The organism is Aquincola agrisoli (genome assembly GCF_036621135.1).
GTDB lineage: Bacteria > Pseudomonadota > Gammaproteobacteria > Burkholderiales > Burkholderiaceae_C > Aquincola > Aquincola agrisoli.
Window position 1 is genome coordinate 1 of sequence record NZ_JAZIBG010000009.1, and the last position, 13196, is coordinate 13196.

The 13196-nt window shown below is 65.3% G+C and carries 13 protein-coding genes; 9 read left to right on the forward strand and 4 right to left on the reverse strand.

Annotated features, from left to right (window positions below; genetic code table 11):
* From V4F39_RS01880 to V4F39_RS01890, 3 genes are all read left to right on the forward strand, one after another.
* The coding region (locus V4F39_RS01880; RefSeq protein WP_332287540.1) for a hypothetical protein at window positions 1-316 on the forward strand (316 nt) is incomplete at its 5' end.
* A 642-nt stretch (window positions 317-958) separates the two neighbouring features.
* A complete protein-coding gene (locus V4F39_RS01885) occupies window positions 959-1411 on the forward strand; it encodes a hypothetical protein (protein WP_332287541.1) in 453 nt (150 codons plus the stop codon).
* A 25-nt stretch (window positions 1412-1436) separates the two neighbouring features.
* On the forward strand, window positions 1437-2909 hold the full coding sequence (locus V4F39_RS01890; protein ID WP_332287542.1) for a M48 family metalloprotease: 1473 nt from the start codon (window positions 1437-1439) through the stop codon (window positions 2907-2909).
* Between the two features lie 427 nt (window positions 2910-3336).
* Here V4F39_RS01890 and V4F39_RS01895 read toward each other — a convergent pair whose 3' ends face one another.
* From V4F39_RS01895 to V4F39_RS01905, 3 genes are all read right to left on the reverse strand, one after another.
* Window positions 3337-4533 (reverse strand): diguanylate cyclase domain-containing protein, encoded by a 1197-nt coding sequence (locus V4F39_RS01895; protein WP_332287543.1) that lies wholly within the window; start codon window positions 4531-4533, stop codon window positions 3337-3339.
* A gap of 417 nt (window positions 4534-4950) precedes the next feature.
* Window positions 4951-5652 (reverse strand): helix-turn-helix transcriptional regulator, encoded by a 702-nt coding sequence (locus tag V4F39_RS01900; protein ID WP_332287544.1) that lies wholly within the window; start codon window positions 5650-5652, stop codon window positions 4951-4953.
* 73 nt (window positions 5653-5725) lie between these two features.
* Window positions 5726-6067: a hypothetical protein gene (locus V4F39_RS01905; protein ID WP_332287545.1), complete on the reverse strand. Its 342-nt coding sequence runs from the start codon at window positions 6065-6067 to the stop codon at window positions 5726-5728.
* Between the two features lie 258 nt (window positions 6068-6325).
* Here V4F39_RS01905 and V4F39_RS01910 point away from each other — a divergent pair, with 258 nt between their 5' ends.
* The 6 genes from V4F39_RS01910 to V4F39_RS01935 all read left to right on the forward strand — a co-directional run bounded on the left by V4F39_RS01910 (window position 6326) and on the right by V4F39_RS01935 (window position 12795).
* Window positions 6326-6964, forward strand: coding sequence for a response regulator transcription factor (locus V4F39_RS01910; RefSeq protein ID WP_332287546.1), 639 nt, complete (start codon window positions 6326-6328; stop codon window positions 6962-6964).
* Window positions 6965-6998: 34 nt separating this feature from the next.
* Window positions 6999-7862, forward strand: a complete 864-nt coding sequence (locus V4F39_RS01915; RefSeq protein ID WP_332287547.1) for a CPBP family intramembrane glutamic endopeptidase — start codon at window positions 6999-7001, stop codon at window positions 7860-7862.
* 2 nt (window positions 7863-7864) lie between these two features.
* Window positions 7865-9988: a TonB-dependent receptor plug domain-containing protein gene (locus V4F39_RS01920; protein WP_332287548.1), complete on the forward strand. Its 2124-nt coding sequence runs from the start codon at window positions 7865-7867 to the stop codon at window positions 9986-9988.
* 3 nt (window positions 9989-9991) lie between these two features.
* Entirely contained in the window at window positions 9992-10900 is a 909-nt protein-coding gene (locus tag V4F39_RS01925; protein ID WP_332287549.1) for a hypothetical protein, read from the forward strand.
* On the forward strand, window positions 10897-12351 hold the full coding sequence (locus tag V4F39_RS01930; protein ID WP_332287550.1) for a sensor histidine kinase: 1455 nt from the start codon (window positions 10897-10899) through the stop codon (window positions 12349-12351). The genes V4F39_RS01925 and V4F39_RS01930 overlap by 4 nt, the downstream gene beginning before the upstream one ends.
* 138 nt (window positions 12352-12489) lie before the next feature.
* Window positions 12490-12795: a hypothetical protein gene (locus tag V4F39_RS01935; RefSeq protein ID WP_332287551.1), complete on the forward strand. Its 306-nt coding sequence runs from the start codon at window positions 12490-12492 to the stop codon at window positions 12793-12795.
* Window positions 12796-12846: 51 nt separating this feature from the next.
* On the opposite strand, the gene V4F39_RS01940 is transcribed toward V4F39_RS01935, so the two are convergent.
* The gene (locus V4F39_RS01940) at window positions 12847-13077 is read right to left on the reverse strand and encodes a helix-turn-helix transcriptional regulator (protein ID WP_332287552.1); all 231 of its coding nucleotides are present in this window, start codon (window positions 13075-13077) and stop codon (window positions 12847-12849) included.
* Window positions 13078-13196: the final 119 nt, after the last annotated feature.

Below are 13196 nucleotides of genomic sequence, written 5' to 3' on the forward strand. Positions count from 1 at the left end.
GAGTTCGAGGACCGATACCATTCCAACCGCGCTGGTCAGGCCGCGATCAACGTCTGACTCAAAGCAACTGGCCTCCGCGAACTCCGGGGCGCTTCAGAACGATCGGATCGAAAAAGACGAGCAGGTCGGTTGCGTTGATCGAAATGACGATGGTTCCCCGAAGCTAGTGCAGTGCGCCGCCCTGTTCTGTACTTATCCTGCCGCCGCGACCAAGGCTGCCTTGGCCCGGGTCACCTTGGCCAGGATGTCGGTGGCGCTGGCCGTCCAGATGAACTACATCGTTGTGCGGTTGGTTGGGATGGCGCATTCGAAGTGACGGCTACTTTGGCACGCAGCGCAGCAGAAAACTGACATGGCAAGTCTGCTGCTGCAAAGCCGCCTTCCGCCAGGGATCGTTCCTAGCCGGGACCTGACTCGGGGCTGGCAGTCCGACCGGTAGCAATCGCTGCCGCGCCGTCCTCCTTCGTCAAGCTCGGACTTCGGCTTTGGGCACATTGCTGTCATGCAAGACGATTGAGCCTGCGGCTACAACGGGTCGCCCAGCGCCGGTCGGCCGCGCGAGCTCACTGCCGGAAAGCTGACGCACACGTTGGGCCACCGGATAGCCGAAATCCGCGGTCGGCAGCGGACGACCCGTTGCTGACCTCCCACATTCCAGGAAGCAGTCGGACGACCAAGCCTCGATCCCATTCATCTCGCGTCCAGGAAACTGACGTTGGTGGTCACCAGGACTCGGCCAGGACCCGTCTCTGGTGACAGGCGGCTCATGGGCGCCCGCGCTACCCCAAGCCCATCAATGGGCACCGGCGCGATGGGAGTGCGTTAGGAAGCCTCTCGTTCATTGGGGCACCTCCACTGGACTGGGAGCCTACGGTCCCTATCATCAAGGCCTTGAGGCGCAGCGACGCGTTCGGCCAAGGGCGCGCCGCTGCGAAAGCAGTGCCGGAAGGAGCTAGATATGTCAGGTTCGACTGCGCGCAGCGTTTTTGCAAAATCTCTTCTGAAGGATGTTGCTCCCGTTGAGATTGAGTTCTTCGAAGCCTACGACGCCACGGCATCCGATGTCGATTCGAGGCGGCGCGCAGGCACTGGTATGGGCTTGCCGCCAGAGGTCGCCGGAGTTCTAGGCATGGTCGCCGTCATCGTGGGCCGCACTGTTTTCGACAAGCTGAGCGAATGGGCGATCAGCATTGGCGGCGAGATCGTCAAGAAGTTCCTCGTCGATTCGGGTGTCCAGCGCCTTAAGAAGTGGCTCAAGGCACCAGAGAACAGCAGTCTGGCCGGCGTGCTCACTGCCGAAGGGCGCCGCGAGGTCCTCGCGGTAGTGGAGCGCGATGCGCGCGCCGCCAAACTTAAACCTGAGGAGCTCGACAAGCTTCTCAAGTCAGTCGCGGCACGGCTGGATTCTTAGCGCACGGCCGCTGGGCGGTCGCCGCATGCGAGATGACGCCGTCGCCTTGTCGTTGGCGAAGATGCGGCAGGAATCAAAGCTGCGGTCAGCACTCCTCGTCCTCGTGCTTTGCGCTGTTCCGACGCTCCTGGTCGGGTCAGCATACCCCTTTGAGCTGTCCGACCTGCTCTTCCCCCTCGGCGCTCCACTAGGGCACGTCGCCCATGCCTTCCTTATCTACTTGGGGCTTCTCGCAGCGTTAATCATCGGATCGGAGCAGTTCGCCGCTCGTACTGTCGGGCGGCCCGGCGAGGCTCCCCCTGTTGGCGCGACGGTGTCCCGGATCGTTGACGAACTGTCCAGGCGCATGGGGATCTCGGTCGAGACGCAGGCGTTTGGCGGTGGCGAAATCGAAGCAGTCCAAGCTTACCGACGGCGGATCGTCCGGATCGGGGTCGCCCGACTGCGAGAATCGATTTTTGCACCGCAGGATTTCTCCTTTGTCGTGGCACATGAGCTAACGCATCTTGCATCGAACGACGCTAGGACCGACCGCATCGTGCGCAGCGCCTACCTTGCCGGGTCGCTGTTTCTGCTTGCGGCCTTCGCCCGCGTGCTGTGGGCGATTGGGGAAGGGATTGCCGTCACATGGCGGTTCGGCTTCCAAGCGGTTATCTCAAGCTTGGCGAACTCCTGGATCGCGCTTTTCACTAACAGTGTCTCGCTTGGGACGCTGACGCTCCTCTTTATGCTCGAGCGCCGCTCCGCGATGCGGCTGCGGGAATTTCATGCCGACGCCGTTGCGTCAACGCTCGTCAGGAGCGCCTCGGGTATCATGGAGAAGCTCCGCCCGACCAATAGCGGGCGCTTCGCGCGAGTCATCGCACGCGTCCTCGGTACGCATCCGGAGCGAGAGCATCGGCGCGCGGCACTAGAAGGCCTCGCTGCGGCCTTCCAGTCCGATCGCATCCTCCTACTGTTGCAGGGGTATTTCGCTGCGATGCTCCTGGAGATTCTTCTGCAGATGTTGTTCGTTGGAGCCTCACCGAGTATGTCGAGCCTCGCTGAGCGGCGCACCCATCTTGCGCAGTCAATCTCCGATCATCCGGTCAGCGTTTGGTGCGTCATCAGCACGGCTGCAGCCATGGTTGGCCTGTCCCAACTCATCGTTCTGCGGCGGATTGCGCTGGTCGCGGCGGAGGCCGCAGCATTGCGACTTGGCGTCCGATTGTGGGCGGGATCGGCCACCATGGTCGGCGCAGGAACAATTCTGTCGCTCCTCACGAGCCAGACGTTCTATTGGGAAATGAGCCTGTCGCGGTGGAATTTGCTCGCTTGGGCGAAGGCCGACCCGGACCGGCTGTCGCTCTACGGCATCCTCTGGGTGGGAATGGTGTTTCCCCTTGCTCTAACGCTTGCCGGTGCTCGGCAATCGCCTGCTTCGCGGGATCGAACAATACTTGCGGCTACTGTGCCGGTTGGATTGGCGTTGATAGTTGGCTTCGGTTTCTACGGCTGACGAACGCGAGATGTGCGCAACAGTTGTGCTCCTCGGGTCAGCGCCGCCGTGATGCCGGAGAGCGCGTCGCAAGGGGTCCTCTCGCCCTGCTCAGCAACGCAGGAACGATTGTCGGTGAAGGTGCTGGAGTGACCAGTCGGCAAACAGACTTCTACAGTCGCATCTCGCCGGGTCCGGGTGGCCACGAGCGGCAGCTTCGCGGAGGTGAGGCCCGCAAGAGATTCGTTCGACCGTCGGGGAGCTTTGTAGAGGCTCGAATGACGGAATTGGGTCGGTTTCGGGTTTTCCCGAGCGTCAGCTCTGCTGCCGACCTTGTTGAACGGCAGCTCTAGGGTCGGGGGATCGCCACCCCGTGGGACAGCCCGCGTCCCCCCAGCGATCATCTGGTTTAGGCAAATCAGCCAGCGTCGACGCGAGCGCTCTGCGTTCAGGCCAAGTGCACCTGGTTGCGTTGAGCCTTCACCTTGGCGCGCATGGCTGCCTCTGCAGCCAGGTTCATCAGCTGGTGCACGGTCGACTGCTTCCTTCCGTGCGATGACGCAACGCCAACCGTGATGGTGATCACCGGCGCCGTCGGCGAGGCGACATGCTGGATGGCTGCCTCCTGAACGGCCGAACGCATGCGCTCGCCTGCCGCTTGGGCCTCTTCCTCGGTCGCGCCGGGCAGCACGACCACGATCTCTTCGCCGCCCTTGCGGAACACGAGATCACCCCGTCGTGCGCTGCTCTTGACGAGCTGGGCAACTTGGCGAAGTGCTTCGTCCCCGCGGTCATCACCATGGTGCTTGTTGAAACTGCCGAAGTGATCTATGTCGAGGAAGGCGACGGCGCAGTGGCCTGCGAGGCGCGGCTCTCCGCCGCAACTGACTTCCAGCACCTCGTCGAGTGCCCGACGGTTGCCCAGGCCGGTCAACGCGTCCAAATGCACCTGCTCCTGCAATTGGCGATTGCGCTCCTGCAAGATCACCACCGTCTTGGCCAGTTCGCGCCGAGCGACCACGACGCCTTGCGTTTCCGGGCTGAAGGCCAGCACCCGGTCGCGGCCGTTGCTCTTGGCGGCGTACATGGCCATGTCCGCAGAGGTCATGCCCTCGCTCAGCCCGATCGACATCGGCAGCGGCGCTACCCCAATGGAGGCAGTGACGCACAACTGCCCCCCATGCATATCAATGGGCTGGCTGATGCCCAGACGCACGCGTTCAAGCAGCGGGATTGCACGACCCATCTCTCCGGGGATGAAGAAGATGATCTCGTCGCCGCCGTAGCGGGCGACCAGTACATCGGCACTGACCGTGGCCAGCAGGCGTGCGGCCACTGCACATAGAACCGCGTCCCCGGCGGCGTGGCCATACCGATCGTTGACCACCTTGAAGCCGTCCAAGTCGAGCACGGCGATCGACCCCGCGACGTCGCGCCGCCGCAGCTGGCGCAAGTTGTCCTCGAACGTCAGCCGATTTGCCAGGCCAGTCAGCGCGTCGTGACGCTGCATCCAAGGGCTCTCGTCGCCTCGCTTCTCCGCGCGAGCCATCAACCAGGACAGCAGCCGCTGCTCGAGCTTGGCAAGTCGCCTCGTCGGACCGGTTCGGACGGCATTCGCGGCGGCGGACATCGGACGGCGGATCATCGGATTGGTCTTCTCGCAGTCCCGGGATCGTCGGCGGAGTCGAATCGCTGACGTGGCCAAAAGAAGAAATCGACATTTTACGGAGAACGTAACTGGAAGCGCAGTCCAACCGAAGGTCAGCCGTTCAGTCTGGGCATCAAGACGCCTCGCGACGCTTGGTTAGGCTTTGCTCACTGCTGCATAAGACGATTGACCGCACATGGCCGCTCTCGGCGGCCTCCAACGGCTGCTACCAGGCTGACTACCGCGAAAGGCAAAGCTCTGATGTGCGGCGGCTTTCCGCAAAGACGTACGATAGCTTGGGGTCGTGCGCTGCCGGCCACCTGAGATCGGCGAACGACAGCACCCAGTCTTGAAGGAACCGACCAAGAAGGTCTGCGCAGTGGCTGCCAGCCGCGCCTGACCGCCGAAACCCTCCTATTGGGCGATCAGCCCACACTCGACAGCCATCCTCGCGGCGCTCCGTCGGCTCGTGGCACCCAGCTTTACAACCAAGCGCCGGAACCGCGAGTCGACGGCCGTCTTGCTGAGTTCCAGCTCAGCTCCGATGCGTTTGCTGGTTTGGCCGAGCCACAAGCGTTCCAACAGGCACAGTTCATCCGGCGTGATCCGCGACCGCGCCAGGGTCTCGCTCCGAATCCGCGCCGACCACCAGTCATGGAGTTCGAGGGCCAGCGCTCGAGCGCAGACACGCACCCGCGATAGGCCGCTCGCCTCGAAGTAACCGTGTATCGAGTGTCCCAGGCACAGCAAGCTGACCCGCGGGTGGTTGGCGCCCGAGTGCGCCGGGATCAGCAAGGCTGATGCGAAGCCCGCTTCGAGCGCCAACGCAGCGACAGCTTGCTGGGCCGGATCGACGATGTTCAGCGCGCTGGCGAGGACCGGCTCGGATTCATGCGCGGCGTACCTGACCCAGGCATCGATGCTCGGCCCGCCACGTTCGAGATAGCGCCGGCACCACTGAGGCGAGCAGTCGAGCATGAAGCGGCAGGACGACAACTCCGAGTTCTCCCGTTCGAAGCTGACGAACGCGGCGCGCTCAGCACCCAAGGCGGCGACTCCATCCCGCAACAGTCGATGAAGCTCCGCCTGGTCGGCCGCAGTGGCGATGCGTTCCACGATCTCCGAAACGCGTGCCGCGTAGCGCTCGTCGCCGACCCAGGCAGCCAGCGTTCCCGCAAGCGTCGTCCGGTCAGCTGTCCATTTGCCACAGCTCGTCGGCGCTCCTGCAGACCTGCCGGTGAAGCAGGGGGCTGTTGAAGCGGCTGGGGTCGTCGCTGCACCAGCGCTCGAATCCCTCTCGGTCCTTGAACTCGACGGAGATGCTCGTGCGGGTTCCCCTTCGCGGAAGTTCCTCGCGTTCGACATACAGACCTCCAGCAACACGGCGCAGCACAAAACGAAGAACCCCGTCACGTCCCTCCGCCGACATGATGCGCACGTGCGCGCTGGCTTGGTGCCCCTCGACGCCGACGCGCTCACTCCGCTTCGAGTCGCTCGAACAGCTGCGCCTTCCTTGGGTTTCACGTGGCATGTGGACAATTGTCGATGGTAGGTCGGCCGGCGGACTTCTATCCACTGGAAGCTGTAGGTTAGTTGTGTAGAAGTCCCTGTGCAACCCATGGGACGGTCTGTTCGGCGTACCGTACGGTCAAGAAGCGGGTGCCTGCGGCCTGTTGGTTGTCCCGCGTGGCATCAAACCGTCCCAGAAGCGACTCTTCCGCTTCTGCACCCGCACGAGTAACATTCAATTTCCATAAGCCGGTCATGGCTCTTCCGTCAGATAGAACACATGGCTACCATCAAAGTGCTGCTCGCCGACGATCACCCTCTCATTCTCGAGGGGCTGCGCGCCGCCCTGAGCAAGCGAGGAATGCGGATCGTCGGCGAGACGGGCAGTGCTGACGAAGTCCTCGGCCGTTTCCGGCAATGCCGCCCCGACGTGTTGGTCCTGGACCTGCGCTTCGGGCACAGCGCCACCGGCTTGGACGTCGCTCGCGGCCTGTTGTCGCAGCTGCCCGAGGCGCGCATCGTGTTCTACAGCCAGTTCGATCAGGACGAGGTGATCCGCGAGGCCTACCGGCTAGGCGCATCGGCGTACGTCACCAAGGACCAGCCGCCCGACGTGCTCGCGCAGGCCATCACCGAAGCCGCTCGTGGCAAGACCTACTTTGTTCCTGCCATCGCGGAGCGTCTCGCCTTGCTCGGCGTGCGTGGAGACGACTCGCCCCGGGCGCGGCTTGACCCTCGCGAGGCCGAGGTGTTCGTCCAGCTTGCCAACGGCCTCACCAACAACGAGATCGCCGAGCAGATGAGCCTGTCATCGAAGACCATCGGCGTCATCGCACAGGCGATTCGCGAGAAGCTCGGCGTGCAGCGCACGGCGGAGATGACCCGTCTGGCGGTGCGTTACGGGATGATCGACCCGTAAGCGCCGCCGAGGCCTGTCGACCTCGGGCCCAGCCATGCCGCTGACCTTCGCGCTTCTCGGCCTCGCGGCCATCGCAGCGTGGGGGGTGGCGATGACTTTGCCCCGCTGGGCGGAGTGGCCTTGGCGTCTGCTTCTCCTCGCATCCGGCGTCGCCGCGCTCGGAGAGGGTCTCATGGACTGGCGTGGCGTCCCTGTCGCAATGGCGCTCTGGGGTACCGCGCATCTGTACCAGCGCTCGCACGAGCGCCGCGTGCGACTGGCCTGGGGCGCCGCGGCACTCCTGCTTGCCGGAGCGCTGGCAACTCATCGCCTGCCCGGCTTCGCGCCGCACGTCGTGGCGGAGAGCATTCGACTCAGCGCCGCGTCGGCGGAGATGTCGCTCAAGGCCAACTACGACAAGGCCCTTGCAGGCGTGCTCCTGCTCGCCTGCTTCTGTGCACGTGCTCGACCGGGGTCGGACTGGCTGCGTGCGACAGGCATCGGCGTGCTGGTCGGCGCCGCGACCGCAGCCGTCGTGGTCGGCCTGGCCATCGCCGCTGGTGCAGTCCGCTACGACCCTAAGTTGCCGTCGATCACTCCGGCGTGGATGGCCATCAACCTGGTACTCACATGCCTCTTCGAGGAGGCGTTGTTCCGGGGTGTCTTCCAGCACCGGCTGGCGCGGATGGTGGCGGACCGCCCGCGGTTGACATGGCTGCCGCTCGCGGCAGCAAGCGTGCTGTTCGGCCTCGCGCACGCCGGCGGGGGACCGGTGCTGATCGTCGTCGCGTCGATCGCCGGTGTCGGCTACGGGCTGGCCTACGCGATGACCGGGCGGATCGAGGCCGCGATCGTCGCGCACTTCACGCTTAACTCGATCCATTTCCTGGGCTTCACCTATCCCTACGCAGTGAGGTGACCATGCGCCGAACTCTCGTGTTCCTCGCTTCCTTCGGCGCGCTGCTGGCCGGTGCGCAGAACGGCGCGCAGACCGTGTTGCCCGATCCTCTGGATTCAAGCTATCCGGCGGTCATTACTCCCACCCGGCTCGTCCAGTCGCTGGCCGACGTACCTGCCAGCGTGACCATCATCTCGGCCGAGACGATCGAGCGCTTCAGCATCCGCTCGATCCCGGAGGCGCTTCGCCTCGTGCCCGGCATGTCGGTGATCCAGGCCACCGGTCCCGAATACCAGATCAGCTACCACGGCACGAACACGCTGTCGCCGCGACGCATGAACGTGTTGATCGACGGCATTTCGGTTTACCGACCAGCCTTTTCCGAAGTGATCTGGTCGCAACTGCCGGTCGCCATCGAAGACGTGGAGCGCATCGAGGTCACGCGCGGCCCGAACTCTGCGAGCTACGGGCCGAACTCGATGCTCACCGTGATCAACATCATCACCAAGAACCCGAACGATGTTCCGATCGGGTTCGCGGCGGGGACGGCGGGGACCGATGGCGTACGCGATCTGACGGCCCGCCTTGGACTCCGGCTCGGCGACACAGCGCTCCGTGTGACTGTCGGTACTTCGCGGGACCGCGGGTTCGACACGCTGACCCAGGATGCAGCGGGCCACGACAGCATTCGCAACGACCACCTGTCCGTGCGATCGCAGTCGCGGCTCGGCGAGCGTTCGACGCTCGCGCTCCAGGCGTCCGTCGCCCGCGGCACTGCCCAGATCCCGTTCATCGACAACTTCCAGCAGACTTATCCAGATCGCCGGTTCGAAGACATCTACGCCGGCGCTCGCTGGACTACGCAGCTGGCAGCCAATCACGAGCTGTCACTGCGCATCGACCATGCGCGACAGTCGAGTCGACAGCCCTGGACAACATGCCTGCCGACGGTCGCACTGCTGCCGGAGATGTTTGCGTTGTGGCGCGCCAACCCCACGTATGCCGACACGATCATCAAAGGCGGTGTTCCAAGCGGTGGCACGCCGGGCGACGACGCCCTGGCCGTCGCGGCCATTGGCGCGATCCAGGCCCTCGGCGCCGGGGCACTTGCACCGCGCTGCGGTCGAGCCAACCAGGACGTCGTCCAGAGGAGGCTCGATCTGGAAGTACAGGACACCTTCGTGTTCTCCGACCAACTGCGCGTCGTCGCCGGTCTTGGCCTTCGTCGCCAGGGAGGGGAGAGCCAGACGTTTCTCGGCGGTGAGCAGACCAGTTCCGTCCGCTGGCTCTTCGGCAACGTCGAGTACCGTCCGACTGGGCACCTGACGCTCAATCTGGGCGGATACGCGGAGCGCAACTCGCTCAGTCCCTCGACCTTCTCTCCGCGCGCCGCGGCCAACCTGAGGTTGGCCCCGGGACACACGCTGCGGGTCGTCTTCTCCAACGGCACGCGCAGTCCCGACATCCAGGAGCAGCGCACGAACTGGAGCTACCGATTCGATGGCATGACACCGCCGTTGCACGGGTCTACGACCACCTTGTTCTACCAAAGCCGCACGGGCCCGGGGAACCTGACAAGTGAGCGCATCCGCTCGCGCGAGGTCGGCTACCTGCTGAACGCGCAGAGCCTGGGTCTGCTCCTCGATGTCCGCGTCTTCGACGACCACCTGAGCAGCCTGATCTCCGAGCGAACCAATCTTGCCGGCCTCGTGCCGACGAACGCGGGCAGCGTCCGGTTGACCGGTGCCGAGCTTCAACTCACGCTGCGCATGCCGTCGGGCTGGAACGGCTACGCCAACTACGCCTATCTCGACAACCGCGACGCCACGGACATCCTCGAGCGCACTCAGTGGTCGCGCCACAGCGGTGCCGTCGGCCTCAGCCGCGAGTTCGCTGACGGGTGGGAAGCGGCCATCGCCTACGCCGGACAGTCGGGGGATGGGCACCAGCAGTCAGCCTACGGGCGTACTGACCTGAGCCTGTCACGGGCTTTCTCGGGCAACGGCACACGCTGGCGTGCCACGTTCGGGCTGCAGCGCCTCGACTCGCCGACGACCGCCTACTCGGTCGGATCGGCCGAGGCGCTCGAAAGCCGTCGCTCGAATCGACTCGCTGCGTTCTTGCGTCTGGGCGTGACCGTGCCCTAACCGGTGCCGCGCGCCGCCGCCGCCGGGCCGAGCCGCCGCGACTTGCTGCGGCTGGCCTGCGGCTTGGTTGTCGCGGCCACGGCCGGCGCGCAGCCTCGGGGTGAACTGCGCCTGCTGCTGGCCGCGCAGACGGCACAGCACGTCGCGCTTGTCCAGGCGCTGCGCGCGCGGTGGGCTGCCGTCACCTCATCCAGCGACATCCCCGCAGCTGCCAGGGGCCGACCGGCGCCCTTGGCCTATGTCGCCGTCGGCCCGCGAGCACTGCAGCAGGCGCTCGCAATCGCGCTCGATGCCCCGTTGATCGCGGCGCTCGTGTCACGACAGGCATACGGGCGGATCGTCGAACAGGGCGCTCGGCCGTCCCGTGGCGTCACCGCCTTGTTCGCCGAGTCGTCACCGGCGCAGCAGATGCGCACGATTGCCGCGATCATGCGCAGGCCGGTGACGGTCGGCGCACTCGTGTCTTCGCAATCCAACTACATGGAGGCAGCGATCAAGGCCGAGGCCGATGCCACCGGGCTGTCGGCGATGGTGCAAGCCTACGACCCTGCGATCGGGCTGTCACGCAACCTGCTGCGCCTGAGCACCGCCGACGCGATCCTGACCTATCCGGATAGCGATATCTACACGCCGGACAGCCTGCGCGAGCTCCTCGAGTCCACCTACCGGCGACGGCAGCCAGCGTTCGGCTTCTCCGCCGCCCTGGTCAACGCCGGCACGCTCGCGTCGGCGTTCTCCAGCGCCGATGACCTGGCTGCGCATGTCGTCGAACTGCTCAGCACCGTCACCGAGGGCCGACTCCCGGCGGCCCAGTACCCGCGCTACTGGCGTGTGGCGATCAACGACAGCGTCGCCCGATCGCTCGACATCGTAGTCGACGCTTCGGCCCGCAACCTGGGAGATCGGCCATGAAGCCATGGTTCGACCCGTCACGATGGAGCATCGCCTCGCGGCTCCTTATGCTCGCACTGCTGCCAACGGCCTTGATGCTGGTTGCGGGCAACGCCTCGATGTACTGGCTGTCGCTGCGCGACGCCGCGACCGAGATCCGCGAGCGCGGTCGGTCCGTCGCCGCGGCGCTTGCCGAAGGGAGCCGCTATGCCGTCGTCTCCGGGAACGCTGAAGCAGTGGAACGGACCGTTCGCGATCTGATGGCAGCCGATCCGAGCCTGATTGCCGTCCGACTACTCGACAGGGATCGGCGAGTCATCGTCGAAGTCGTATCGCCCGCCGTCCACACGCAAAGTGTTGAGTTCGAGGTGTCCATCGAATCGCAGCCGATCAACGTCGACACATTCGACGTAGCCGCCAATACCCAGTCCGCCGGCCGCCGGTCCGGCCCGCCACTTGGTCTCGTCCACGTCCGCATGTCCGCCGATCCGGTCGTCGCTGCAAGCGTGCGGCGGCTCGCGACGGGAAGCGCGCTGGTGCTGCTCGCGACCATTGCGAGTCTTGGCATCGCGCTGATGCTGGCCGGCCGGCTGCGCGAACCTTTGAAGGACGTGATGCAGGCGCTGCGCCGACTGCGCGACGGCAGGTACGACGTGCGAATGCGCCCAGGGGCAACCGGCGAGCTGGCGGAGCTTCAATCGGCCGTCGTCGAGATGGCGAAGGGCCTGCGCATCACGCACGAGCAGCTCGAAGCCGAGGTCGCCGCCCGCACGGCTGAACTGAGCGAGGCGATGCAGCGCGTCCGGATCAGCGACGAAGAGAAGGGGCGTCTCATCGCCCGGGGCAACGAACTGGTTGAAGACGAGCGACGACGCATCTCCACCGAGATTCACGACGACCTCAACGCGGTCCTCGTCTCCGTGAGGATGCAGGCCGAGGCACTGTCGTCGGCAGCCGCCGAGCAAGGTCACACGGAGATGCAGGCGGCGGCGACGCGAATCGTCGAACTTGTCGACACCATCTATGCCCGCGCCAGGGCGATCGTCCGCAAGTTGCGGCCCGAGATTATCGATGCGCTTGGACTGGCCGGCGCAGCCGAGGAGACGGTTCGATCGTTCGCCGAGCTCGATCGCCACTGCAAGTTCGAGCTCGTTGCCGAGCCGCTGCCTCAACTTCCGGAGGCGGTGTCGATCGCCGCCTACCGCATGCTGCAGGAGGCCTTGTCCAACGTCGCCAAGCATGCTGGCGCCAGTCGCTGTCGCGTGACGCTGCGACTGCTTGGCCAAGACCGGATCGCGCTGGTCGTCGAGGACGACGGACGGGGCTTCGCCCCCGGGCCATACGCTTCGCGCGGACTCGGGCTCCTTGGCATCCGTGAACGCGCTGCCGCGCTGCAAGGCGACTTCGAGTTCGAGAGCGCACCGGGCCGCGGAACGCGCCTAACCATCACGTTGCCAGTTGCTGTGCCGTAGTGAACGCCTCGCATGGCGCGAAGCGCAGGTGCTGGCTGCCGATGCTGCTGTGGCCGCTTGTCTGCCTCTCGCGGTAACTCTGCTATGCGCGGCGAACGGATGATGCAACCATCGGGTACCGCGCCATCGAGTTCGATCATGTGGCTCATTCTTGCCCGCGCACCACTTCCGGATGTCCCGTACTGGCCGGGCCGAAGGCTGCTGTCGGTTGCCGATGCAGCGGGATGGCCGAGCGTCTGGATTGCTGTCGCGACGCACTTGCCGCAGCCGGCGGGCATCGTCGGACCGATGGTGATCGCTCTCGCGGTGCTCAGTGCCATCGGTCGGTTGCATCGCGCTGTCTGCGAGAACCATCGCTACCACTTCACGACATGGCGCTGGGGTCGCCTCGCACTCGGCCTCTTGCTGCTCGGCGCCATGCTGAAGTTCCTCACGCAGGTGTAGCGGCGATGCGCGGCGGCCAGACGGGCCGCACGGTTCAGCACGCCGTGCTCCTCAGTGAGTCGCCTTGGGGCGGGCTTCGCTCCACCGTTCGAGGTCCGATCGTCGCCACGCGACGACGCGCTTGGTCAGCCGAACCGGTGACGGGAATTCCTCGTCGGCCATAAGCCGGTAGATGGTCGAGCGGCCAAGGCCCGTCAGACGCATGACGACTCCGATACGCAGGAAGAGGGTGGCGCTTGGCTCGGCAAGCGAGCGAGGCTGGTCGATGGCGTCGGTGGTCATCGCGATGCTCCGAGAGCAGGTCCTGGCTCGAATCTAGTCTCCCCGGAGACCGAGAGGCGCGACGATTTCACCGGATGAGTCGTCGCCCGCAGAGCCCGGGCTCGATCCACGACGCGGCC